Raw genomic sequence first — 24,847 nt, 5'->3', positions numbered from 1 at the left:
GGAGGAATAAAATGGATATGAGTGGTGCTTTTTCATGGGTCAATATACGATTCCTTCTCGACGGTCTTTGGGTAACGATCCAAGTTTCAATTGTTTCGATCATCTTCAGTATGATTATTGGCGGCGTGGCTGGAACAATCCGTTACAGCGGGATTCCGGTAGTTTCTAAAATCGTGGGGATGATCGTCGATATCATTCGTAATTTACCTTTACTGTTGATTATCTTTTTCACGTATTTTGCTTTACCACAAATTGGAATCCAATTAAATATATTTTGGGCAGCAGTTGCTGCATTAACGATTTTTGAATCGGCGATGCTTTCGGAGATTTTCCGGGCAGGATTAAATGCCGTGCCTAAAGGTCAAACTGAAGCAGGACTGTCCTCTGGATTGACATATGTACAAACCTTGTCAATCATTGTTTTTCCGCAGGCATTCAAATCAATGCTACCAGCTATTTTGAGTCAGTTAATTTCTTTGATCAAAGACACGTCACTAGCTGTGATCATCTCGTTACCAGAGTTGATGCATAATGCTAAAATTGTCTATGGTCAAAATACCAACTATGTCATTCCGATGTTTATCGCTATGACGGCTATGTATTTTATCGTTTGTTATCTATTATCTCTAGTTTCTAATCTATTAGAAACTAGCAAATATAATTACTAAAAAAGAAGCGTCCATTTCGGACGCTTCTTTTTTACTCTTTTTCATCTTCCGTTTTTCGCTCAGTCTCTTTCATTGCTGGATCTTCATAAACTGCTCCAGCTTGAGTCTTACCTAATTTTTCCAATAGTCCAGGTTCAGAATCTTCTTGAAGTGTATGTTTATTTTTTTCTGTTTCTTTTTCCGTTTCTTTTACTGCAGGATCTTGGTGAGAATCTCCTGCAGATGCTTTACCTAAATTTTCGGTGAGTTCTTTCTTATCCATCTTCATCCACCTTCCTTTTTATTAATTTAAGTGTAGCATCCTTTTTAACGACAACAAAAGGAAACGCTTCATTTAAATAAAGCTCTAGGGCTTGAAATATTCGCTCAAAAAGTGGAAAATAAGATGATACTTTGAATGAGATAGGATGAGCGTTTTGTCAGATGAAAGACCAATTGGATTTATTGATTCTGGCGTAGGTGGTTTGACTGTGGTCAAGGAAGCCATGCGCCAATTACCGAATGAAAAAATTATTTATCTAGGGGATACTGCCCGGTGTCCATACGGACCGCGACCTGCAGAACAAGTTATTGAGTTCACATGGCAAATGACCCGTTTTTTATTGAATGAAAATATAAAAATGCTCGTCATCGCATGCAATACGGCAACAGCTGTAGCTTTAGAAGAAATTAAAAAAAGTGTAGATATTCCAGTGATTGGTGTGATCCAGCCGGGTTCACGTGCGGCATTAAAAGCGAGTAAAAATGGCCATGTTGGAATCATTGGAACTTTAGGAACCATCAAAAGTGATTCGTATAGACTAGAGATCCAAGAAAAGGCGCCTGAAACGCAAGTCATTAGTTTAGCGTGTCCCAAATTTGTACCGATCGTTGAGAGTAATCAATTTGCAAGCTCTGTAGCAAAAAAAGTTGTTTCTTATACATTGGCGACCTTAAAAAACAAAAAAATAGATACATTGGTTTTAGGTTGTACCCATTATCCGTTGCTCCGGCCGATTATCCACCATGTAATGGGACCAGATGTCACTTTGATCGATTCGGGAGCTGAGACCGTTAGCGATGTCAGTGCATTATTGGATTATTTTGATTTAAATAATTTGAATCGTACTATAATCAAGCAGCATCAGTTTTTTACCACAGGTTCACCAAAAATGTTCAAAGACATTGCGAGTGACTGGTTAAATATTGATAGTTTAGATGTTACGCACATTGAATTAGGAGGAAAATAATTTGCGACATGATGGAAGAACGGTCCGACAGTTAAGACCAATAAAAATCGAAACCAATGTTTTTAAACATCCAGAAGGATCTGTAGTGATTTCATTTGGAGATACCAAAGTAATTTGTTCGGCGACTTTGGAAGATTCTGTTCCACCCTTTTTGCGAGGGAGTAACACAGGATGGGTGACAGCAGAGTATAGTATGTTGCCAAGAGCAACGAATACTCGTAATCGTCGAGAGAGCGCCAAAGGAAAATTGACTGGACGTACGATGGAGATCCAACGCCTGATTGGCCGTTCTTTACGTGCAGTTATTGATTTAGAAAAATTAGGCGAACGTAGTATTATTGTAGATTGTGATGTGGTTCAAGCCGATGGTGGAACTAGAACTGCTAGTATTACTGGTGGATTTGTCGCCTTACGTCTGGCTATTAATAAGTTATTAGCGAGTGGTGAATTAAAAGAAGATCCAATCAAAGAGCACTTAGCCGCTATCAGCGTAGGGATTTTACCTGACGGAACGGTGGTCACTGATTTGGATTATCAAGAAGATTCTTCAGCATCAGTGGATATGAACCTTGTTATGACCGAATCAGGCCGCTTTGTAGAAATTCAAGGCACGGGTGAAGAAGCGACATTTGATGATACTGAATTGAATTCTTTGATATTGTATGGAAAAACAGCGATTGATGAACTGATCGCTCATCAAAAAGAAGCATTGTTTGATGAAGTTGAAGCAGAAGAACAAACCATTGTGATCGCGACAAGAAACCCAGGCAAAGCCAAAGAGTTTGCCGCCTTATTTGGTAAAGAAGGCTACCAGACAAAAACACTTTTAGATTATCCTGAATTACCGGATGTGGAAGAGACTGGAACAACTTTTGAAGAAAATGCGCGGTTAAAAGCAGAAACGATTGCTCAAATTTTACAACAACCTGTTTTAGCAGATGATTCTGGTTTAGCCGTGGATGCGTTGAATGGCATGCCGGGGATTTTCTCAGCTCGTTTTGCTGGGGAACGTAAAAGTGACGCAGCAAATAATGCAAAACTATTGCATGAGCTGACGGATGTCTCTGATGAAAAACGGACAGCGCATTTCCATTGTACGTTGGTTTTTGCTGCACCACAAAAAGAAAGTTTAGTTGTTGAAGCTGATTGGAATGGCCGTATAGGTCGTATCCCTCAGGGTGAAAACGGGTTTGGTTATGATCCATTGTTTATCGTACCTGATTTTAATAAAACTTCAGCTGAATTAAGCAATGATGAAAAAAATGCGATTAGTCATCGAGGGATGGCAGTCCAAAAGTTAGAAAAGGTTTGGAAGAACTGGTTGGAGGATAACCAATGAAATATTTAGTAGTCAGTGACAATCACGGAGATCGAAATATTTTAGTAGAAATAGTGAATCGCTATGTTGGAATGGTGGACCATATGTTTCATTGTGGTGATTCTGAATTAAAAGCGAATGATGAATTGTGGGAGCATTTTACTGTGGTTACAGGAAATTGTGATTATGATCCTGAATATAAAAAAGAACAGGTCGTAACGATTGGCAAGGATGTGATCTATATGACCCATGGACACCTATCGAATGTTCGGTTTGGGCTAACAATGCTTTCTGTCCAAGCGCAAGAAGCAGGAGCGAATATCGCATTATTTGGACATATCCATCAAGCAGTCGCAGAAATGGACAAGCACATTTTATTCGTTAATCCTGGTAGTATTTCGCAACCGCGCGGACCGATTCAAATACCAAGTTATGCTATTATCGAAAGTGACGAAGAAGGTTACCAAGTAGCTTATTATAATCGTGCGCATCAACCCATTGAGGAATTGGTGGCAAGTTTCAAACGATAGTTGATAATTTTTATTAAATATTTGGATGATAACGATTTTCTTTTTAGTTATTACGATAAAATAAGTAGCTAAAGACAGATAGATGGAGGCATTATATGATTAGTCCGGCCCTTGAACAATTGATGAAAGAACATGAGGATACGATGATTATCCCTGGAGAAAATGTTGCCAACGTAATGAAAGAACACCCGTTGGAACATGCATTATTACTTTTATCTCAAGCTGGGTATTCAACGATACCAGTATTAGATCGAGAGGATCATTTTGTTGGGTTATTGAGTTTGAACGATATCGTAAAAAAAATGCTAGGAATAAAAGGTATCGACACAGCAAACTTAGAGATCTTGACAGTTGCTGATGTCATGAAAACAGAGGTAGCAGTAATGCGACCAGATGCAGAATTAGAAGATGTATTACACTTGCTAGTTGATTCTGCTTTTTTACCGGTTTTAGATGCTGAAGGGAAGTTTTGTGGCATCGTGACCAGAAGAGAAATTTTAAAAGCTGTTAATTATACGTTTCACGTATTTGATCGGAAAAATTCTGAAACGAAAGTCGTGGTTCATGCGAATTCCAATACGGTAAATTAAAAAGACCTTACGGGGTCTTTTTTTTGCTTACATACTCCATGCCAGATTGTTTGACATAAAAAAATAAGCATGCTATTTTAATAAAGTGTTAAATTGAAACGATTACGATTAAGCTCGATTAGATAACTAAACGAGGTGCAAGATGGCAAAAAAAGCTAAAATTATAAAAATGAAAAAGCAAGAAGAATTAATCGAACGTTACGCTGAAAAACGTTCAGAGCTAAAAGCAGCCGGAGATTTTGAAGGATTGGCAAAACTTCCCCGTGACTCGAATCCTAATCGTCTGAAATACCGTGACCAAACTGACGGTCGTCCAAGAGGGTACATGAGAAAATTTGGACTATCGCGGATCAAGTTTCGTGAACTAGCTCATAGCGGCCAACTCCCTGGTGTGAAAAAAGCAAGCTGGTAAAAAAATAAAAAGAAACAGCAAACTGTGGAATGTTTGCTGTTTCTTTTTATTTTCCGATGACGATCGGATCATTAGGAATGGTATAGCCATTTTCGTTTAATACTTTCACGTAAGCAGCTAAAAATTCCTCCTGTAATTTGTATTGTTTGCCATTAGTCACATACATAATTGTGCGAATAGCGTAATTACTATTGCCTAAATCCACCATTCCAAATAAATTTGGACCATCAAAAATTTCAGTTTTAAATTCTTTAGCGAGTCGTTGATTTGCGGCTTCAATTAATTGGCTTATCTTCTCGTATCCTTCATTTGGCTGGATGCGGATATCGACTTTTACTTGCATATGAGCGCGCGACAGATTACTGATAGTTGTGATGTTTCGATTGGGAATGAAGTGGACTGTTCCATCAGCAGCTTTCATTTGCAGCATTCTGATTCCGACTGAAGTAACAGTACCTTCGATCTGCAGATTAACTAAACGAATATAATCTCCTACATCGATCTGCTGTTCCATAATGATGAAAAAACCGGTGATGATATCATTAGTTAGTCCTTGAGCGCCAAGGCCAATTGCGATCCCCGCAATTCCAGCACCTGCTAATAAAGAACCGACAGGAATACCTAAAGTATCTAAAATCGAGTAAAGAAAAAAGAAAAAGACTGTATATGAAAAGATATTTAAGGAAAGATCGTGCAACGTTTCAATTCGAGTTGCATTGTCGACCATTTTTTTCTTTTGGCGTTCAAACGATTGATTTAATAAGAAGCCACCAATTTTACGTACCAAATAGAACAGAACTAGAATCGCAATGATTGTTAAGCCTTTTTGGACCATAATAGAAAGGACGCGTTCCCAATCGATCGATTGCCAATATTTTTGCCAAGCAGAGATTTTTTTTGCTGTTTGATCCACTACATTGATCGTGCTAGAATCAACAGTTTCAGCAGTTAGTAAAAACATAAATGCCTCCTAATAAATTAATAGAAATAGTGTATCAATCTTTTGCTTTTCTGTCGATAAAATCAGTAATAAAACAATTTACAGAAAATTGAAAAAAATCATGACTTTTGCAAAGGAAAGTGATAGACTAACAAATAAATAATAAGGAGATGATAAAATGGTGAATATAAAATGGGAAGAATTGGGATTTAACTATATTAAAACACCTTTCCGCTATATTTCTCATTGGAAGAACGGTCAATGGGATGAAGGGCAACTAACAGAAGATAACATGATCACCATCAATGAAGGGTCAACTAGTCTCCATTATGGACAAGAGTGTTTTGAAGGATTAAAAGCATATCGTCGAAAAGATGGGAAAATCAATTTATTCAGACCAACTGAAAATGCTAAGCGATTAAATAGAAGTGCACAACGGTTACAAATGCCAGCTGTGCCGGAAGAAATGTTTATCGATGCTGTGAAGCAAGTAGTTGCTGCAAATGAAGAGTATGTGCCACCTTATGGAACGGGTGCGACCTTGTATCTACGTCCTTATTTAATCGGAGTAGGTCCGAATATTGGAGTAAGCCCAGCGCCAGAATATTTATTTAGTGTGTTTTGTATGCCAGTCGGCCCATACTTTAAAGGTGGGTTGACACCAAGTAATTTTATTGTGTCAGAATATGATCGTGCGGCGCCATTTGGTACCGGTGCTGCAAAAGTGGGTGGGAACTACGCTGCCAGCTTATTACCTGGGCAACATGCGCATGATCGTAATTTTTCTGATTGTATTTACTTAGATCCAGCAACACATACAAAAATTGAAGAAGTCGGTTCGGCTAACTTCTTCGGTATTACTCATAGCAATCAATTTATTACACCTAAGTCGCCATCGATCCTACCAAGTATCACTAAATATTCATTACTATACTTGGCTCATGAGCGTTTTGGGATGGAAGCTATTGAAGGCGATGTTTGTTTGGATGAGTTAGATAAATTTGCTGAAGCTGGAGCCTGCGGAACTGCTGCAGTCATCTCACCAATTGCAGGTATCCAAAACGGCGATGATTTCCATGTCTTTTATAGTGAAACAGAGACTGGTCCTGTAACAAGAAAGTTATATGAAGAATTGGTTGGTATCCAATTTGGCGATGTTGAAGCGCCAAAAGGTTGGGTCGTTGAAGTAGAAACGAAAGTGAAAAGCTGATTTTTATAACAGATGATCAAAAAAAACGTCGCTAACGCGGCGTTTTTTTATGCAGTGATTTCAATTTGATTGTTTTCTGGGCCTAAAATACAACTTTCATAATAACCATCTCCAGTTGTTCGTGGCCCAGAGACGATTTTGAAACCATCATCAGCGAGGCGTTGGGTTAGTTGATCGACGGCTTTTTTTGAGCCTAAAGAAAATGCTAAGTGGGTGTAGCCGGTTAAAAATAATGCTACTTCTTTTTCAGTCATTTCAGGCCGAGACATTAGCTCTAAGCGTGCACCATCAGAAAAAGTTAAGAAATACGTGCGCAATCCGGTTTTTGGATTATGGTATTGCTGATTGCTTTTAGCGGCAAAATAAGTTTCGAAAAAGTGTTTATTTGTTTCCAAGTCATTAACATATAATGCGATATGTTCGATCTTCATTAGTAACCTCCAAAATGAATAATATGAATCCGTTATCATTATAAGCTTAACACAAAAGAAAAAGATGTGCTGAATGAAGCACATCTTTTAGCATTAACTTAAATGAACGCCTTTGTCTACATAGATCACATCGCCGATGATCCCAGTAGCTAGTGGACTAAGTAGGAAGGCACAAGAATTTCCGACTTCTTCGATAGTAACAGACACTTTATCAGGTGTTCTTTCTTCTGAAAGACTTAATAGTGATTGGTAATCTTTCACACCCGTGACAGCTAATGTTTTGATAGCTCCAGCAGAAATAGCATTTACACGAATTCCTTTTGGTGCCAATTCAGTTGCTAGGTAACGAACTTCTGCTTCTAAAGCCGCTTTTGCAATTCCCATCATATTATAGTTAGGGATCGAGCGTTCAGACCCCATGTAAGTCATGGTCACAATGCTTCCACCATCAGTCATTAAAGGTGCAGCGTATTTTGAGACCGCTAATAATGAATAAGCACTGATATCTTGGGCTAATTGGAAACCATCACGAGTGATTTCAGTAACATTCCCAGATAATTCTTCTTTGTTGGCAAAAGCAATCGAGTGGACCAAGCCGTCAACTGTTCCAAATTGTTCTTTGATTAATTCGAAGGTCGCTTTGATTTTATCATCACTTGCAACGTCAAGTTCAAACATATGCGCATCTTCGCCAACAAGTTTGACTAAATTCTTTTTCATACGTTCATTTTGGTAAGTATAAATGATTTCAGCACCTTGAGCAGCAATCGCATTGGCACATCCCCAAGCAATACTTTTTTTATTCGCAACACCAGTTACGATAATTTTTTTTCCAGTTAAAATTGACATTAAATGACACGCTCCTAAATAATAGATAAATAATATGCTATCATTATGTTGGAAAATGCTTTGATTGTCAAACTATTTTTTTCATAATTCTATTAGTCCTTGATTATAGTTGTAGAATATGATAGTTTGATAATCAAATAAAATATTCATAGAGGTGTAAAATGGAAAAAATTATGAATGTCGAAGAAATTATGGCTACGATCCCGAATCGTTTCCCTATTTACTATTTAGATGCGGTAACCGAATTTGAAGACGAAAAACATATCACTGCCGTTAAAAATTTAACAATGAATGAAGACTTTTTCCAAGGCTATTTTCCGGGAGAACCCATTATGCCAGGAACACTGATTGTCGAAGCGTTAGCGCAAGCAGGCTCCTTATTGATTTTGAAATCCGCCGCATTTGAAGGAAAAACGGCTTATATTGGCGGAATCAATAAAGCGAATTTTCTAGAATTTGTTCGTCCAGGTGATACATTATTTTTAAATTTTGATATTCAAAAAGTTAAAGGTCCTGTAGGAACAGCAAAAGCATGGGCGACAGTAGAAGATAAAACTGTAACAGAATGCGAATTTACGTTTATTGTTGGCGATAAGGAACAAAAAAAATAAAAAAACTTGCCGTGAGGCAAGTTTTTTTATTTTGGTTCTTGTAGAATTTTGATTTCAGTTACTTTTACAGGGTCGACTGGCGTAGACTTTTCACCGGAATCATTAGCTTTAACTTCACCACCGGCAATTTTATCGACGACATCCATGCCTTCGATAACTTGACCAAACACAGTATAATCGCCATCTAGACTTGGAGCGCCACCTTTTTTATAAGCATCAATTATTTTTTTAGGATAATATTGAATCGCTAGACCATCACTTACATCCTCATTATTAGTTACAATAAAGAATTGACTGCCGTTACTGTTACGGGAACTTGCTCGTGCCATTGAAAGAGCGCCACGAATATTATAAAGTTGGTTGGAATCTTCGGTTTTAAACCCTTTTTTCCAAATGCTTTCTCCACCAGTGCCATCGCCTTTAGGATCGCCACCTTGGATCATGAAGTCTTGAATCACGCGATGGAAGGGCGTGTCTTTATAATAACCATCTTTTGCATGTTTAACGAAGTTTTCAACCGCTTTAGGTGCCTGTTTAGGGAATAGTTTGATTTTGATGCTCCCTTCTGTAGTTACCATTTCTACTAGATATTCATCTTTTGAAACATCGGTACTGAGCTGAGGTAAATCTAATTTATTCAAATCTACACTAGACTCCGTTGTTTTTGTACTAGTTTCTTTTGTACTTGAAGTACTGCTACTTGTTCCACAAGCAGCCAGTAAACCAATAGATAATGCTAAGCTTGCACCTATGATTATTTTTTTGAACTGCATACATTTCTCCTTTAAAAAGTTTGTCATCTCTAATATGATAACAAATTTTTAAGGGAGTTCCTATGAAAAAAGCATGACTTTTGCTTCAAAAATGGGTAAATCACAACAAAAAAGGAGATCTAAAAGATCTCCTTTTAAAAGACAACTTCTTTTATAAGTTAGCAAATTTTTCCAATAAGCGGATCATTTGGCAAGTAAAACCATATTCATTGTCATACCAAGCAACTGTTTTAACTAATTGATAGTCCCCAGCAGAAGTTACTTCTGTTTGAGTTGGATCGAAGATAGATCCTTGAGTCGTTCCGATTACATCACCAGAAACGATTTCGCGATCATCATAGCCAAATGATGGATTATCGACAGTATGTTTTTTGATTGCTTCATTGACTTGATCAGCCGTTACTTTAGTTTTAAGGATTGAAACCAATTCAGTCAAAGAACCATCGACAACCGGCACACGTTGTGCATGTCCTTGTAATTTTCCTTGTAATTCTGGTATAACTAAACCAATCGCTTTTGCAGCACCAGTAGAATGTGGAATAGTATTATCTGCAGCTGAACGAGCAGCACGCAAGTTGCCACCTTTAACTGGGCCGTCCAATAACATTTGAGTAGAAGTATAGGCATGGACAGTTGTCATAGTTCCAACTTCAATCCCAAATTCTTCATTTAAGAAATAAGCTAATGGAGCTAGGCAGTTTGTTGTACAAGAACCCGCAGAAATAATTTTATCATTTGAATCAAGAGTATCATCATTTACATTGTAAACAATGGTTTTCATTTGTCCGGCAGGAGCAGAGATAACGACACGTTTAACACCTGCATCGATATGAGCTTGTGCTTTTTCTTCAGAAGTGTAAAAACCAGTACATTCTAAAACGATATCCACACCATTTTCTTTCACCCAAGGAATTTTACTTGCATCAGGTTCAGCGTAAACACGTGTGCTTTCACCGTCAACAACGATTGAATCTTCTGTCGCAGTAACTGTGCCAGGATAAGTACCATGTGTGGAATCAAATTGTAATAATTGTGCCAACATTGTAGGACTAGTTAAATCGTTGATTGCTACTACTTCGATATCATCTGATACTTCTTTAATACGACGGAAAGCTAAACGACCAATACGTCCAAATCCGTTAATACCTACTTTTACTGTCATAACCAAAAGTTCCTCCTTTTTTTATCAAGCAAAGAAATCTGCTTTACAATTTAATTGTGCAACGCTTCAATTTTTTTGTCAAAAGATATTACCTGATGAAATAAGGCAATCAAAATAGTTTAAAAAAAGATAAGACTTCCATTTTTTTTCAGCTTCTATCTAATAAGAATGGACTTTTCCGACTATTCTAGCTACAATATATAAGACTTTGTTTAGTGTGGAGATTCATTAGTCATAATAATAATATATATAAGGAGGACACCAAGATGTCCATGTTTTTAGATCAAGTAACAATTGATGTCAAAGCCGGTAAAGGTGGAGATGGAATGGTTGCGTTTCGTCGTGAAAAGTATGTGCCAGACGGTGGACCAGCTGGTGGTGATGGAGGCCAAGGGGGCGATGTGATTCTAGTAGTCGATGAAGGCTTACGCACATTGATGGATTTTCGTTACAATCGCCACTTTAGAGCAACACCAGGTGAAAATGGAATGAGTAAAGGAATGCACGGTCATGGAGCAGAAGATACCTATGTGAGTGTGCCACCAGGTACAACTGTTCGTGATTCAGATACTGGCGCCTTGATCGGTGATTTAATTGAAAATGGTCAAGAATTAGTTGTCGCTAAGGGAGGTCGTGGAGGTCGTGGAAATACACGCTTTGCTTCACCAAGAAACCCTGCGCCTGAACTAGCTGAAAACGGTGAGCCCGGACAAGAGCGCAATATTGAATTAGAATTGAAAGTATTAGCAGATGTTGGTTTAGTCGGTTTTCCATCGGTAGGTAAATCAACAATTCTATCTGTCATTTCATCAGCACGACCAAAAATCGGAGCCTATCATTTTACAACCTTAGTTCCTAATCTAGGAATGGTCACAACAAGTGATGGCCGTAGTTTTGCCGCAGCTGATTTACCAGGCTTGATTGAAGGAGCTTCACAAGGTGTTGGCCTAGGAACTCAATTTTTACGTCATATCGAGCGAACACGGGTCATTTTACACGTGATTGATATGAGTGGAATGGAAGGGCGCGACCCTTATGAAGATTATCAAGCGATCAATAAAGAATTAGGTACCCACAATTTACGATTATTAGAACGTCCACAAATTATTGTGGCTAATAAAATGGATATGCCGAATTCAGAAGAAAATCTAAAAGAATTCAAAGCTAAATTAAAAAAAGAAAAAACAGATGAATTCGCAGATGACATGCCAGTCTTTGCTATTTCAGCATTTACCAAGCAAGGCTTAGACAATCTGTTGAATGCTACTGCTGATCTTTTAGAAGTGACACCAGAATTCTTGTTATACGATGAAGACGTCGAAGAGGATACAGTGAATTATGGTTTCCAATCAGATGAACCAGAATTTATGATCACTCGAGAACCAGACGCTACTTGGGTATTGACTGGTGATAAACTTGAAAAAATGTTCAAAATGACCAATTTTGATCATGACGAAACAGTCATGCGTTTTGCGCGTCAATTACGTTCAATGGGCGTAGATGAGGCTTTACGTGCACGAGGTGCTAAAGATGGCGATATCGTGCGAATTGATAAATTTGAATTTGAATTTGTAGACTAACAAAAAGAAGCTAAGACAAAAGTAGGAAACTACTTTTGTCTTAGCTTCTTTTTAATTTCTATTGAAAAACATAAACATATTCTAAAAGCCAATAAATAATAAAATGTTTATTTTACTTTAAAAAGAAATATTTGATTGAAGGCGATATAAGAGACAACGCAAAAAAAAGAAAATTTTTATTAATAGAAATCAATGTTATTTATCTGAGAATAAAAAAATGAATGTTTTTGAAAATACTTAATGAAACAATGTGAACAAACGTTTAAATTACCAAAAAATGTTAGCAAATAAATGAATACAAAGCAGAAATTTAAAAATAGAATTCCTGATTTTTAGGATAATTAAAGCATAAAAGGAGTAACCAATCTAATGGAGGACTTTGTTTATTTATGCACATATTTTATTAGTTAATTTAAGAAATAATTTAAAAATTTGTTGTTTTAAAATGACAATTAAATTATTTTATTAAACAAAAGGTTTTTTAACCCAAAAAACTTACTGATAATTCTAATTGTGATTACTAAAATATAAGCTTTTTTATAGCATATGATGTTTTGCAAGTGTAATATTAGAAAGTACCAAGCGATAATTATATTATTAATTGATAAATATTCCAGACTGATATGAGTTGGATTATTATTTTTGATAGAAAAAGGGGAATAATTTAATGCAAGTATTAATTTTAACACATAATATTTTAGTAGAACGGCCACTGGTTGAAAAATTACAACGTTTGAACATTGAGGTATTGAGTTCATCAAAAATATTATCAATGCTATTAGCAGAACAAATTCCATCAGAAGTAATGGGCTATTTTGATGTGCTGATCATTAGTGAAACTGTTTCAGACCAAGAATTGTCAATAATTTTAGAAGCTGTCGGAAATAAATTTACAATTATCCGCAAAACGGATAGTTTCCCACAAGATGAAGAAAAGGCGGAATGGGAAGCTTCAGGGATCGATGAGTGGCTACTTGAAGAAGAATCACTCAGCAGCCTTAGAGAGAAATTAGCCGAAAAAACAACGAAAGATTCAATCTATTCAGTTGGTTTTGGTTTCAAAACTCAAGAAGAGCGTAGTGATTATGAAAAACGTCCATTGCCATTATGGAATTTAACGCGTTCTGAGCGCGAAATGTTAAGTACACTGATTGCTACAAAAGATGCACCAATCAGCAGAAATGACTTAGCGATTAAAATTTGGGGCGATAGCGATTCAGCGAGCCACATGACACGTCTGTCTACAATCATCAAGCATTTACGTAACAAATTAAAAATCGACGGTGTTGAATATGATGTTATTCGAACAAACTGGGGAGAAGGCTATCAACTCTCTAAAGTCTTTTTTGATCATTACGTTATCGATGATCGGATCATGGAAGAAATCAAAATAGCAAAATAAAAAAAGCAGAGCCAGTAGATAATACTTTTGGCTCTCTTTTTTTTGCGAAATGGCAAAAAATGCTAAATACCTTGCGTTTTAAACTTTTTATAGTCAAGAGAAGATAATAAAATTAGCTGATAAAAGACTCGTTCTATTTCTCAAATGCTCTTTTTATTGCTACACTTAGTTTAAAGAATAAAAGGGGCGATAAAAATGGAAAAAAGAGTAATTATTATGAATTTTGATGTGGAATCAAAGGCTTATGAAGCTTTTTCGAAAGCTAAAAAATTACACATGACCAAAGCAGTCAAAGGTGAACAGATGGCAGTCATCCATCATTCAAATGATGGCGAGCACAAGTTCCAAATCGAAGACTTCTTAGATTTTACTGGCAATAACAAAAGTTCTACTGGCGGCTTGATTGGTATGATGGTTGGAATTTTAGGAGGCCCCATCGGCGTGTTGCTTGGGTGGTTCACCGGAGGAATGATTGGTGCTACTCGGGATGCGAAAGAAATTCGTGAAGCAAATAGTGTTTTCGAATTCTTAATTGATAAAATCGGTGAAGGCGACACGGCACTACTACTCATCGCAGAAGAAGAAGACAATCGGCCTTTGAATCAGCTAATCATGATGGAACTAGGCGGCGAAATTACTCGTTTAGAATATGAAGAAGTAGAAGCCGATGTAAAAAAAGCACAAGAAATGGCAAAGAATTCAGATTCGGCGCAAAGGGAAGAAGAAAAATAAAAGTATAAATATTCTTAGAATTAGATTGCACTAACTGTGACTTTCTTCTAGAATGAAATTAATTTGATAGAAAGTCAGGGAAACTATGGAACTAGAATTTTTAGGAACTGGCGCAGGTGTTCCAGCAAAACATCGGAATGTCAGTAGCTTAGCATTGAAGTTATTAGATGAAAGAAATTCAATCTGGTTATTTGATTGCGGAGAAGGCACGCAAATGCAGATTTTAAGAACAAATATCAAACCTCGGAAAATCGAGAAAATTTTTATTACTCATTTACATGGCGATCATATCTTTGGATTACCGGGATTATTAAGTAGCCGTTCATTCCAAGGGGGAGAAGAACCAGTTGAGATATATGGCCCAGTGGGTTTAGAAAATTATGTTAAAACCTCGCTTCAAGTAACCAAGACACATCTGACTTATCCGTTAGCGTTTATTGAACTTGAAGAAGGAGTTATTTTTAAAGACAAACAATTTACGGTTGAGGCGATGTTATTTGATCATGGAATTGATAGTTTTGGTTTTCGTGTAACAGAAGCTGATCATGAGGGGACGTTGCAAGTTGAAAAATTAGCAGCGTTAGATATCCCTGCTGGACCGGTTTATGGAAAATTAAAACAAGGTCAAACAGTTACACTAAAAGATGGTCGAGTAATCAATGGCAAAGATTTTGTTGGCGAAAATAAACAAGGTCGAATCATAACGATCTTTGGCGATACTCGTTTTACAGCAAAATCTAGTGTTTTTGCCAAAGATAGCGATGTGATCGTCCATGAAAGTACCTTCAACAAAAATGAAGCAAAACTAGCGAAAGCTTATTTTCATTCGACGACACAGCAGGCTGCGACAATTGCGAAAGAAGCTCAAGCGAAACAATTGTATTTAACACATATCTCAGCCCGCTATTTAGCGAAGGAAGCGAAAGAACTCGAATTAGAAGCACAAGAAGTTTTTGCCAATACAAAAGTAGCCAAAGACTTCGATACCTTTGAAGTGCCTTTTTCATAAAAGACCATCTAAACACTCATTTTAAGCGAAAGAAGGGAAATGAATGAATTTAACCGATAAAGTAGTAGTAGTAACGGGAGGTTCAGCAGGACTGGGTGAACAAATTTGTTATGAGGCTGCAAAACAAGGGGCAATTGTCGTAACTTGTGCCCGTCGTATTAATTTGATTGGACAAGTCAAAGAAAAATGTCAGGCCTTAAGCGGCAAAGAGGCATATGCTTTCCAATTAGATATCTCAGACCCTGATAATGTCGAATCAGTACTTGGAAAAATTTCAGATGAGGTTGGCCCGATTGACATCTTAGTCAACAATGCTGGATTTGGTTTGTTTGAAGATTTTGTTGATTTTGATCTCGATGTGGCTAAAAAAATGTTCGATGTCAATGTGTTAGGCATGATGTACTTTACTCAAAAAGTAGCTATCTCAATGGTTGAAAAACAAAGTGGACATATTTTTAATGTGGCTTCAATGGCTGGAAAGATGGCAACGCCAAAATCGACAGTCTATTCAGCAACTAAATTTGCAGTTTTAGGTTTTTCAAATGCCTTACGTTTAGAATTACGACCAGCAAATGTTTATGTCACTACGATCAATCCTGGTCCAATAGCAACAGAATTTTTTGATAAAGCAGATCCAAGTGGTAGCTATTTAGATAATTTAGGAAGTATCGTCTTAGATCCTCAGAAATTGGCCAAAGTTATCGTCAACAAGATGGGTAAACCGACTCGTGAAATCAATCGTCCATTGATTATGTCAGGCGCTAGCCGTTTTTATGATCTGTTCCCGCATCTGGGTGATTTTTTAGCGAGTGGATTATTCAATAGGAAGTAGGAAAGCAAATGAGAAAACAATGGAAAGTTTTTCTCGGATTTATTTTGGTTTTAGTTATCGTGATTTTTGCACTTTCAAATAGCCAAGAAATACCTGTAAACTTTTTAGTCAAAAAAGTTTATTTATCTTTAGTATTGGTGATTATTGGTTCTGCACTAATTGGGGCAGTAGTTGTTTTTCTTACGTCCGGTGCGACACTTTTTCAACAAAGAAAAGAGATCAAAGAACTGAAAACAACGCTTCAAGAATACGAAGTCAATAATGAACAAAAATTAGCAGATGAAAAAGCTAAATTCCAGCGAGAACAAGAAAATGAACTTGCGGTGTTGAAAGCAAATTATGAGAGCTTATTAAAAGAAAAAGATCAGGCACTCGCAGCTAAATCGAACGAATCCTCTGAAAATTCTTCAACACATCCAATCGATTATTATGATTAGTAAAGAAAGACCTTGGTAGCTAAACTAAGGTCTTCTTCTCTTTCTTGTGGGAATTATTTTTGCTATACTAATACGGTTGGGAAGTGATAGTGTGAAAAAATCTAATTTTGATTGGCAAGTGATTGAAACTGAAGCCATTGATTCAACCTTTGAAACCGAATTATTAAATCAAGGATACAGCAAAACTTTTATCCGACTTTTATGGAACCGTAATATACATACCTTAGACGCTTTTACTAAATTGATGAAAGCAGATCTCGATGAACTTCATGATCCGTTTTTGATGCACGATATGGATAAAGCAGTGGATCGTATTCAAACCGCTATCATGGAAGAGCAGGAAATCTTGATTTACGGAGACTATGATGCTGACGGGATTACCAGCACATCGATTATGTTAGAAACGTTAGAAATGATCGGTGCGAACGTGCACTATGTTTTACCGAATCGTTTTATTCATGGGTATGGTCCCAATCAGGCACTTTTTGCTGAAAAAATCAACGAAGGCATTCAATTAATTATTACCGTAGACAATGGTGTAGCTGGTAATGAAGCTATCGATTATGCAAATGACCAAGGAATAGATGTGATTGTAACTGATCACCATGAAATGCCGCCAGTACTGCCGAATGCTTATTGTATTATTCACCCTCGACATCCGCAAGGACATTATCCCTTTGGTGAACTAGCAGGAGCAGGAGTTGCTTTTAAGTTAGCAACGGCATTGTTAGAAGAAGTACCATTGGAAATGTTAGATTTGGTTACGATTGGTACGGTAGCCGATTTAGTCTCTATGACAGGCGAAAATCGCAATCTAGTTAAATTAGGATTACAAGCAATCAAACAAACACAGCGTTTAGGATTGTTAGAATTATTAAAAGTGAGTGGTGTTGAACTTCAAAAAGTTGATGAGACTAGTATCGGCTTTAGTTTAGGACCGCGGTTAAACGCAATCGGACGATTAGGAGATCCCAATCCTGCTGTTGAACTAATGACAACTTTTGACGAGGAAATAGCTCATGGATTAGCAGAAAGATTGGATCAAATCAATAATGAACGCAAAACTATCGTACAGGAAATAACTGAAGAAGCTAAAGCGTTAGTTAATCCAGAAGACAAGGTTCATTTGATTGCCGGGAGCAATTGGAATCCAGGAGTCTTAGGAATCGTGGCTGGTAATATTTTAAAACAAACTGGCCATCCGACAATCGTATTAGCGATCGATGACCAAGGTGTCGCTAAAGGTTCCGGCCGTAGCGTTGAAGCGTTAGACTTGTATGCCATGCTAAATACGATGCGCTCTGAATTTACTCATTTTGGTGGTCATGCTGCAGCAGTTGGTTTAACGATGCCTTCAGCTAATTTAGTGAGATTGCAACAGTCCATGAATGAGTATATCGATAAAAACCAAATCAATTTAGATCAAGGGCCCAAATTATTAATTGATGAACATTTAGCGCTTTCTGATATTCAATTAAAATTTGTTGATGAGTTGAAAGTATTAGCGCCATTTGGTACAGACAATCCTGCACCACACTTTTTAGTCAATGGAGATGTGAATTTCTGTAAACGTATCGGCGGTGACCAGCAGCACGTTAAATTTTCATTGAAAGACGAAGGAAATCAACTCGATGCAATTGGTTTTGGCTTTGGTGATGTCGCCGAAGAATTACAACAACCGGAAACGCGTTTTGTAGGTGATTTAGAAATCAATGAATGGAACGGTCAAAAGAAAGTGCAATTACGATTGATTGATTTTGCTTCATCAGGGTTACAAATTATTGATCGTCGCGCCAAATATACGTGGCAGCAAAAACTTGAAAACGGACGTCCACTATATTTAGCTTTTCAAGAAGCGAGTCAGAAATTTTTTGCTAAAGAGTTACAAGAGACGATCACTTTATATGATGAAACCATTCTATGGCAAGATTATGATCAATTGATTGTATTAGATTGTCCAGACCGGAAAGAAGTATTGAAAGAAATAATCCGTGGTGGGAATTTTGAACGTGTATATCTTTATTTGTATAGTTCGGATGAATCGTATCTAAACGGAATGCCCAATCGCGACCAGTTTGCGAAACTGTATCAATTTTTCCATAAGCAAACAAGTGTCGATATCCGATATAAGTTAAAAATTGTTTCAAATTACTTAAGAATTCCAGAAAAATTATTAGTATTCATGATTCACGTGTTTTCTGAGCTAAAATTTGTTACAATAGACGACGGCGTTTTAAAAATGGTCGCATCCCCACAAGCTCGGGCTTTTGAAGAGAGCGAAATTTATCAAAAACGTGTGCTGCAAATAGATAGTGAAGAATTTTTGTTGATGAATGATATTCAAACTATTAGAAATTGGCTGAAAAGCTAGGAGGAAACAACCAAAATGAACTTGAAAGATTATATTGCCAGTATCCCAGACTATCCAAAAGAAGGGATCGTCTTCCGTGATATCTCACCACTAATGGCAGATGGTGAAGCTTACCGTGAAGCGACAAGACAAATCGTAAATTATGCAAAAGAAAAACAAATTGATATGGTCGTAGGACCGGAAGCACGCGGATTTATCGTGGGCTGTCCAGTAGCATTTGAATTAGGCTTAGGCTTTGCTCCAGTTCGCAAACCTGGCAAATTACCTCGTGAAGTGATCGAAGTAGAATACGAAAAAGAATATGGTACAGATACTTTGACGATTCATCGCGATGCGATCAAACCTGGCCAACGTGTATTGATCACGGATGACTTATTAGCGACTGGCGGAACAATTAAAGCGACAATTGAACTTGTAGAACAACTTGGTGGGATTGTTGTTGGTTGTGCTTTCTTAATTGAATTAGAAGAACTTCATGGTCGAGATAAAATTCAAGGATATGACATCTTAACTTTGATGGATTATTAATATAAAAAAAGAAGCCGATTCGGCTTCTTTTTTTTATATTAAGTCTACTAGTTTTTCTATTAAGCGGACTTATGGTATTGCTGATCATAGGTAACGTAATAAAAATCCTCAGCAGGTTCTTTATAATACTGCTCAACTTCCACATCTTCTTCATATTGATGTTCTGCATAGTGTTGGGTATAAGTGCGTTCATCCCATAACATGAACCATACAAGAAACAAACCAGAAAAAATGACGATCGTAGCCAAAGACCCTAACTTACCAATCAAGAAACCAAGCAACAAAACTGCGATAACTAAACCAAATCTTCTTACTGTTTTCATCAATAATCACTCCTAATAAAAATACGAACATGTGTTTGTGTTTTTATTATACGAATGTTTGTTCGATTTGTAAAGTAAAAAAATTAATCGGAAGAAACTTCCGATTAATAAATATGGTTTCGATATAGGCCAACAACTTTTCCAAGAATCGAAACGTTGTCTAAAATAATAGGGCGTAGTTCATCGTTTTCTGGTTGTAAACGAATGTGGTCCGTTTCGCGATAAAATCTTTTACAGGTTGCCTCATTTTCATCCGTCATAGCGATAACAATCTCGCCATTTGTTGCGGCAGATTGTTTTCTTACGATGACATGGTCGCCGTCATAAATACCAGCATTAATCATGCTCTCTCCTCGAATCGTCAACATGAATAGACTGCCTTCTTCGCTAGATAGGTCTGGGGGAACCGGGAAGAAGTCTGAAGCTTCTTCTACTGCTAGAATGGGTTCGCCGGCAGTGACTACTCCAAGCATCGGAATGACTTTTGGTGTTGCCCCGATTTTGTCTAAACCAGTAATAGTTAATTCGATGGCTCGTGGCTTTGTGGGGTCACGTAAAATCCAGCCTTTTTTTTCTAATCGTGAAAGATGGCCATGGACTGTAGAGGTAGAGGATAAATTTACAGCCTCTCCAATTTCTCTAACAGTAGGTGGATATCCTTTATCTTCAACGCGTTCATGAATAAAACGCAAAACTTCTAATTGTTTTGTTTCCGTTCTTTTTGCCAATGCCCGCACCTTCTTTCGTTTTTTTTAGTTTAGCATACAAAAGCAAAGAATTCAAACAAACGTTCGTATTCATTTAGGCTTTTAAGTTCGCATTTTTTATGTATAATTAGTAAGAAGAAAGAGGTGTTCAAGATGATCAATGATGAAACGATTGCACGAATCAATGAGCTAGCAAAGAAAAAGAAATCTGAAGGCTTAACAGATGCTGAAGCTAAAGAACAAAAAGTCTTGCGTGAAGAATATATTTCGTCATTTAGAAGCGGCATGCGTCATCATATCGAAGGAATGAAAGTTGTTGATCCAGAAGGAAATGACGTTACTCCTGAGAAATTAAAAGAGATTCAAAAGCAAAAGGGATTACATAATAGAAAATAATTCTTTTAGTATTTTGTGATTGTAATGTCAAAATAAATCGGTTACAATAAATCTGTATTTAAAGTATTTATGACCAAAAAGGGGGAACTATTTTGTTCGACAAAATCGATCAATTAGGTGTAAACACAATTAGAACATTAAGTATTGAAGCAATCCAAAAAGCAAACTCTGGCCATCCCGGCTTACCAATGGGAGCAGCACCAATGGCTTATGCTCTATGGACAAAACATTTGAATGTGAATCCAGCAACTTCATTAAACTGGCCAAACCGTGATCGGTTTATTTTATCTGCAGGTCATGGATCAGCAATGCTTTACAGCTTATTACATCTTTCTGGTTACCAAGTAACGATTGATGATTTAAAAAATTTCCGTCAATGGGAAAGTAAAACACCAGGGCACCCTGAATATCATCATACAGACGGTGTCGAAGCAACCTCAGGTCCTTTAGGCCAAGGTATCTCAACTTCTGTTGGTTTAGCAATGGCTGAAGCTCATTTAGCAGCTACGTATAATCGTGATGATTTCAAAGTAATTGACCACTATACTTATGCACTTTGTGGCGATGGTGACTTGATGGAAGGTGTCTCTGCTGAAGCAAGTTCAATGGCCGGACATATGAAACTTGGAAAATTGATCGTGTTGTATGATTCAAATGATATTTCTTTAGATGGACCAACTTCAAAAGCATTTACTGAAAATGTGGGAGCTCGTTATGAAGCGTATGGTTGGCAACATATTTTAGTTAAAGATGGTAATGATTTAGAAGCAATCTCTAAAGCAATCGAAGAAGCGAAAGCTGAAAAAGGTAAACCAACATTGATCGAAGTAAAAACTGTGATCGGGTATGGTTCTCCTAAACAAGGAACGTCAGCAGTCCATGGTGCACCAATTGGAGCAGATGGTATTTCAGCAGCCAAAGCAATCTACGGTTGGGAATATCCTGATTTCACAGTCCCTGAGGAAGTAGCTGCTCGCTTTAAAGCAGAAATCAACGATAAGGGTGCTAAAGCTGAATCAAATTGGGATGCAGTATTTGCTGACTATGAAAAAGCTTATCCTGAATTAGCGAAACAATTCAAACAAGCCTTTGCTGGCGAACTTCCAGAAAATTGGGAAGAGTCATTACCAGTTTATGAAGAAGGTTCTTCACAAGCAAGCCGGGTATCAAGTAAAGATGCGATTCAAGCTTTATCAAAAGCCATTCCAAATATTTGGGGCGGTTCCGCAGATTTATCAGGTTCAAATAATACAACCATGACTGATGATAAAGAATTCCAGCCTGAATCATACGAAGGTCGTAACATCTGGTTTGGTGTACGTGAATTTGCGATGGCTAGTGCGATGAACGGAATTCATTTACATGGCGGAACACGTATTTACGGTGGGACATTCTTTGTATTTACCGACTATCTACGTCCTGCAGTCCGTATGTCAGCTATCCAAGGCTTACCAGTTATCTATGTGCTTACACATGATTCTGTAGCTGTAGGTGAGGATGGACCAACCCATGAACCAATCGAACAATTAGCAAGTGTTCGCTGCATGCCTAACGTACAAGTTATCCGACCTGCTGATGGTAACGAAACTTCTGCTGCTTGGGCACAAGCGTTGAAAACAACGGATAAACCAACTATTTTAGTATTAAGCCGTCAAAACTTACCTGTTTTACCAAACAGTAAGGATTTAGCTAAAGAAGGCGTAACCAAAGGTGGTTATGTGATTTCTAAAGCAGAATCTGATACACCAGAAGGTATCTTGATTGCAACTGGTTCTGAAGTTAATCTTGCTGTACAAGCACAAAAAGAATTGAAAGCTCAAGGAAAAGACGTTTCTGTAGTATCTATTCCAAGTTTTGATTTGTTTGAATCACAAGATGCTGCTTATAAAGAATCTGTTTTACCAAAAGCTGTCAAGAAACGTGTAGCGATTGAAGCTGCTTCTCCATTTGGCTGGGAACGTTACATTGGTACAGAAGGCAAAATGATTGGAATCGATCATTTTGGTGCATCAGCGCCTGGCGATTACATTCTAGAACAATTTGGCTTTACAGTAGAAAATGTTGTAAATACATTTAACGAATTATAGCATAGTTAAAAAGACTGAGAAAAAAATTTCTCAGTTTTTTTTTTATGTATTTTTTGATTATAAAAAAAGTTCCCATAGAGAAATTTAACATTTGTGCTGAGAAAAATAATCAAAAATTGAGTCTTCAGTTATGGTGGAAAGAGTGATTTATTTCTGGATTTTTTGTTTACATAAAAAAATTATTGAAAAATAAAATAGCTTTTGCGCTTTCAAATTTTCTGTATTCAAAATAAAAGTCGTTCTTTGTGAGCAAAATAATTTATACAGGCAATAAAATCTGTTACACTATCCTTGTGCAAAAGATTGCAAACACAAATCATGATAAATGAAAGAGGGACGACAATGAAAGTAGTAGTAGTAGGATGTACCCATGCCGGCACAGCAGCCGTTAAAAATATATTAGCAAGCCACCCAGATGCAGAAGTGACGGTGTTTGAACGTAATGACAACATTTCTTTCTTATCTTGTGGAATCGCTTTATACGTTGGTGGAGTAGTAAAAGACCCTGCTGGATTATTCTATTCAAACCCTGAAGAATTGACTTCATTAGGCGCATCAGTGAACATGGAACACGATGTGACTAATATTGATACAGATAATAAAAAAGTAACAGCTAAAGATTTGAAAACCAATGAAGAAAAAGTGATCGACTATGATAAATTAGTTGTAACAACTGGTTCATGGCCTATCATTCCGCCAATCAAAGGAATCAAATCAAAAAATGTTTTATTATGTAAAAATTACAATCAAGCCAACCAAATCATTGAAAAAGCAAAAGATGCTAAAAAGGTTGTCGTAGTTGGTGGAGGTTACATTGGAATCGAATTAGTTGAAGCGTTCGCTGAAAGTGGGAAACAAGTAACATTAATTGATGGCTTATCACGTATTTTAAATAAATATTTGGACCAGCCGTTTACAGACTTGTTAGAAAAAGAATTAGTTGATCGTGGAGTAACGCTTGCTTTAGGTGAAAATGTGAATGAATTCGTAGCAGATGAAACGGGTGCGGTAACAAAAGTTGTTACGCCAAGCAATGAGTTTGATGCGGACATGGTCATTCTATGCGTGGGCTTCCGTCCCAATACTGATTTATTAAAAGACAAAGTTGATATGCTACCAAGTGGTGCAATCAAAGTAAATGAGTACATGCAATCAAGCAATCCTGACATTTTCTCTGCGGGTGATTCAACAGTCGTCCATTACAATCCAACTGGTCAACATCAATATATTCCATTAGCAACAAATGCTGTCCGTCAAGGAATGCTAGTTGGTAAAAATTTAGTTGAACAAAAAGTAAAATATCGTGGTACGCAAGGAACTTCTGGCTTATACTTATTTGGCTGGACAATTGGTTCAACTGGTTTGACAAAAGAAAGTGCCGCATTGAACGGGATCGATGTTAATGTAACAGTAATAGAAGATAATTATCGCCCAGAATTCATGCCGACCACAGAAAAAATATTGATGGAAATCGTTTCTGAAAAAGGAACAAATAAAATTTTAGGTGCACAATTCTTATCTAAATATGACATTACTCAATCAGCTAATACTTTATCTGTAGCGATTCAAAATAATATGACTTTAGAAGATTTAGCATTACAAGATTTCTTCTTCCAACCACATTTTGATCGCCCATGGAACTACTTGAATATCTTAGCTCAAGCGGCTTTAGAAGAGGCTGAATAGAAAAAAATGGGAAGCGATGCTTCCCATTTTTTTA

The 24,847-nt window shown here is 37.1% G+C and carries 27 protein-coding genes; 19 read left to right on the top strand and 8 right to left on the bottom strand.

Translation table 11 applies throughout. The annotated features are described in order from the left end of the window. The first annotated feature begins 11 nt into the window (after positions 1-11). The gene (locus RV04_RS02920; RefSeq protein ID WP_071856975.1) at positions 12-668 is read left to right on the top strand and encodes an amino acid ABC transporter permease; all 657 of its coding nucleotides are present in this window, start codon (positions 12-14) and stop codon (positions 666-668) included. Between the two features lie 31 nt (positions 669-699). Here the strand turns inward: RV04_RS02920 and RV04_RS02915 are convergent, their stop codons facing one another. Then, positions 700-930 (bottom strand): hypothetical protein, encoded by a 231-nt coding sequence (locus RV04_RS02915; RefSeq protein WP_071856974.1) that lies wholly within the window; start codon positions 928-930, stop codon positions 700-702. 145 nt (positions 931-1,075) lie between these two features. Here RV04_RS02915 and racE point away from each other — a divergent pair, with 145 nt between their 5' ends. The 5 genes from racE (at position 1,076) to rpsN (ending at position 4,747) form a co-directional block, all read left to right on the top strand. Then, complete coding sequence (gene racE, locus RV04_RS02910; RefSeq protein ID WP_071856973.1) at positions 1,076-1,897, top strand: glutamate racemase; 822 nt, start codon at positions 1,076-1,078, stop codon at positions 1,895-1,897. A gap of 1 nt (position 1,898) precedes the next feature. After that, entirely contained in the window at positions 1,899-3,236 is a 1,338-nt protein-coding gene (gene rph, locus RV04_RS02905) for a ribonuclease PH (protein WP_071856972.1), read from the top strand. Continuing rightward, entirely contained in the window at positions 3,233-3,745 is a 513-nt protein-coding gene (locus RV04_RS02900) for a metallophosphoesterase (RefSeq protein ID WP_071856971.1), read from the top strand. Before rph ends, RV04_RS02900 begins: the two co-directional genes overlap by 4 nt. Before the next feature lie 95 nt (positions 3,746-3,840). Further along, positions 3,841-4,335 carry a cyclic-di-AMP-binding protein CbpB gene (gene cbpB / locus RV04_RS02895; protein WP_071856970.1) on the top strand — a complete coding sequence of 165 codons (495 nt, stop codon included), beginning with the start codon at positions 3,841-3,843 and terminating at the stop codon, positions 4,333-4,335. 142 nt (positions 4,336-4,477) lie between these two features. Next, positions 4,478-4,747: a 30S ribosomal protein S14 gene (gene rpsN, locus RV04_RS02890; RefSeq protein WP_071856969.1), complete on the top strand. Its 270-nt coding sequence runs from the start codon at positions 4,478-4,480 to the stop codon at positions 4,745-4,747. Between the two features lie 46 nt (positions 4,748-4,793). On the opposite strand, the gene RV04_RS02885 is transcribed toward rpsN, so the two are convergent. Further along, positions 4,794-5,708 carry a mechanosensitive ion channel family protein gene (locus tag RV04_RS02885; protein ID WP_071856968.1) on the bottom strand — a complete coding sequence of 305 codons (915 nt, stop codon included), beginning with the start codon at positions 5,706-5,708 and terminating at the stop codon, positions 4,794-4,796. A gap of 157 nt (positions 5,709-5,865) precedes the next feature. Between RV04_RS02885 and RV04_RS02880 the strand changes: the two genes are divergently transcribed. Then, positions 5,866-6,897 carry a branched-chain amino acid aminotransferase gene (locus RV04_RS02880; RefSeq protein WP_071856967.1) on the top strand — a complete coding sequence of 344 codons (1,032 nt, stop codon included), beginning with the start codon at positions 5,866-5,868 and terminating at the stop codon, positions 6,895-6,897. A 47-nt stretch (positions 6,898-6,944) separates the two neighbouring features. On the opposite strand, the gene RV04_RS02875 is transcribed toward RV04_RS02880, so the two are convergent. Further along, the gene (locus RV04_RS02875; protein WP_071856966.1) at positions 6,945-7,328 is read right to left on the bottom strand and encodes a VOC family protein; all 384 of its coding nucleotides are present in this window, start codon (positions 7,326-7,328) and stop codon (positions 6,945-6,947) included. 93 nt (positions 7,329-7,421) lie between these two features. Next, positions 7,422-8,177 carry an enoyl-ACP reductase FabI gene (gene fabI / locus RV04_RS02870; RefSeq protein ID WP_071856965.1) on the bottom strand — a complete coding sequence of 252 codons (756 nt, stop codon included), beginning with the start codon at positions 8,175-8,177 and terminating at the stop codon, positions 7,422-7,424. A gap of 161 nt (positions 8,178-8,338) precedes the next feature. Here fabI and fabZ point away from each other — a divergent pair, with 161 nt between their 5' ends. Beyond that, positions 8,339-8,788 carry a 3-hydroxyacyl-ACP dehydratase FabZ gene (fabZ, locus tag RV04_RS02865; RefSeq protein WP_071856964.1) on the top strand — a complete coding sequence of 150 codons (450 nt, stop codon included), beginning with the start codon at positions 8,339-8,341 and terminating at the stop codon, positions 8,786-8,788. A gap of 26 nt (positions 8,789-8,814) precedes the next feature. On the opposite strand, the gene RV04_RS02860 is transcribed toward fabZ, so the two are convergent. Together RV04_RS02860 and gap are read right to left on the bottom strand one after the other, a co-directional pair. Continuing rightward, the gene (locus RV04_RS02860) at positions 8,815-9,561 is read right to left on the bottom strand and encodes a peptidylprolyl isomerase (protein WP_071856963.1); all 747 of its coding nucleotides are present in this window, start codon (positions 9,559-9,561) and stop codon (positions 8,815-8,817) included. Between the two features lie 151 nt (positions 9,562-9,712). Continuing rightward, entirely contained in the window at positions 9,713-10,723 is a 1,011-nt protein-coding gene (gene gap / locus RV04_RS02855; protein ID WP_071856962.1) for a type I glyceraldehyde-3-phosphate dehydrogenase, read from the bottom strand. 266 nt (positions 10,724-10,989) lie between these two features. Here gap and obgE point away from each other — a divergent pair, with 266 nt between their 5' ends. The 8 genes from obgE to RV04_RS02815 all read left to right on the top strand — a co-directional run bounded on the left by obgE (position 10,990) and on the right by RV04_RS02815 (position 19,614). Next, the gene (gene obgE, locus RV04_RS02850) at positions 10,990-12,303 is read left to right on the top strand and encodes a GTPase ObgE (protein WP_071856961.1); all 1,314 of its coding nucleotides are present in this window, start codon (positions 10,990-10,992) and stop codon (positions 12,301-12,303) included. A 667-nt stretch (positions 12,304-12,970) separates the two neighbouring features. Then, complete coding sequence (locus tag RV04_RS02845) at positions 12,971-13,705, top strand: winged helix-turn-helix domain-containing protein (RefSeq protein WP_071856960.1); 735 nt, start codon at positions 12,971-12,973, stop codon at positions 13,703-13,705. Between the two features lie 195 nt (positions 13,706-13,900). Next, on the top strand, positions 13,901-14,437 hold the full coding sequence (locus RV04_RS02840) for a DUF456 domain-containing protein (RefSeq protein WP_071856959.1): 537 nt from the start codon (positions 13,901-13,903) through the stop codon (positions 14,435-14,437). A gap of 85 nt (positions 14,438-14,522) precedes the next feature. Then, positions 14,523-15,446, top strand: a complete 924-nt coding sequence (gene rnz / locus RV04_RS02835) for a ribonuclease Z (protein ID WP_071856958.1) — start codon at positions 14,523-14,525, stop codon at positions 15,444-15,446. A gap of 43 nt (positions 15,447-15,489) precedes the next feature. Beyond that, positions 15,490-16,278 (top strand): SDR family NAD(P)-dependent oxidoreductase, encoded by a 789-nt coding sequence (locus RV04_RS02830; protein WP_071856957.1) that lies wholly within the window; start codon positions 15,490-15,492, stop codon positions 16,276-16,278. A gap of 8 nt (positions 16,279-16,286) precedes the next feature. Then, a complete protein-coding gene (locus RV04_RS02825; RefSeq protein ID WP_071856956.1) occupies positions 16,287-16,715 on the top strand; it encodes a LapA family protein in 429 nt (142 codons plus the stop codon). A 91-nt stretch (positions 16,716-16,806) separates the two neighbouring features. Then, positions 16,807-19,086: a single-stranded-DNA-specific exonuclease RecJ gene (gene recJ, locus RV04_RS02820; protein WP_071856955.1), complete on the top strand. Its 2,280-nt coding sequence runs from the start codon at positions 16,807-16,809 to the stop codon at positions 19,084-19,086. A gap of 15 nt (positions 19,087-19,101) precedes the next feature. Continuing rightward, positions 19,102-19,614, top strand: coding sequence for an adenine phosphoribosyltransferase (locus tag RV04_RS02815; protein ID WP_071856954.1), 513 nt, complete (start codon positions 19,102-19,104; stop codon positions 19,612-19,614). Between the two features lie 59 nt (positions 19,615-19,673). Here the strand turns inward: RV04_RS02815 and RV04_RS02810 are convergent, their stop codons facing one another. Both RV04_RS02810 and lexA read right to left on the bottom strand, forming a co-directional pair. Continuing rightward, positions 19,674-19,937: a hypothetical protein gene (locus tag RV04_RS02810; RefSeq protein WP_071856953.1), complete on the bottom strand. Its 264-nt coding sequence runs from the start codon at positions 19,935-19,937 to the stop codon at positions 19,674-19,676. A gap of 104 nt (positions 19,938-20,041) precedes the next feature. Further along, on the bottom strand, positions 20,042-20,665 hold the full coding sequence (gene lexA / locus RV04_RS02805) for a transcriptional repressor LexA (RefSeq protein WP_071856952.1): 624 nt from the start codon (positions 20,663-20,665) through the stop codon (positions 20,042-20,044). Between the two features lie 132 nt (positions 20,666-20,797). Here lexA and RV04_RS02800 point away from each other — a divergent pair, with 132 nt between their 5' ends. The 3 genes from RV04_RS02800 (at position 20,798) to RV04_RS02790 (ending at position 24,813) form a co-directional block, all read left to right on the top strand. Then, positions 20,798-21,040, top strand: coding sequence for a DUF896 family protein (locus RV04_RS02800; protein ID WP_071856951.1), 243 nt, complete (start codon positions 20,798-20,800; stop codon positions 21,038-21,040). 92 nt (positions 21,041-21,132) lie between these two features. After that, positions 21,133-23,127 (top strand): transketolase, encoded by a 1,995-nt coding sequence (gene tkt, locus RV04_RS02795; RefSeq protein ID WP_071856950.1) that lies wholly within the window; start codon positions 21,133-21,135, stop codon positions 23,125-23,127. 342 nt (positions 23,128-23,469) lie between these two features. Further along, on the top strand, positions 23,470-24,813 hold the full coding sequence (locus tag RV04_RS02790; protein ID WP_071856949.1) for an FAD-dependent oxidoreductase: 1,344 nt from the start codon (positions 23,470-23,472) through the stop codon (positions 24,811-24,813). The last annotated feature ends 34 nt before the right edge of the window (positions 24,814-24,847 follow it).

Origin of the sequence: Enterococcus hermanniensis (assembly GCF_001885945.1) — a bacterium.
Taxonomy (GTDB): Bacteria; Bacillota; Bacilli; order Lactobacillales; family Enterococcaceae; genus Enterococcus_A; species Enterococcus_A hermanniensis.
Note: the sequence above shows the minus strand (reverse complement) of the source record. Positions and strands in the feature narration are given on the sequence as shown.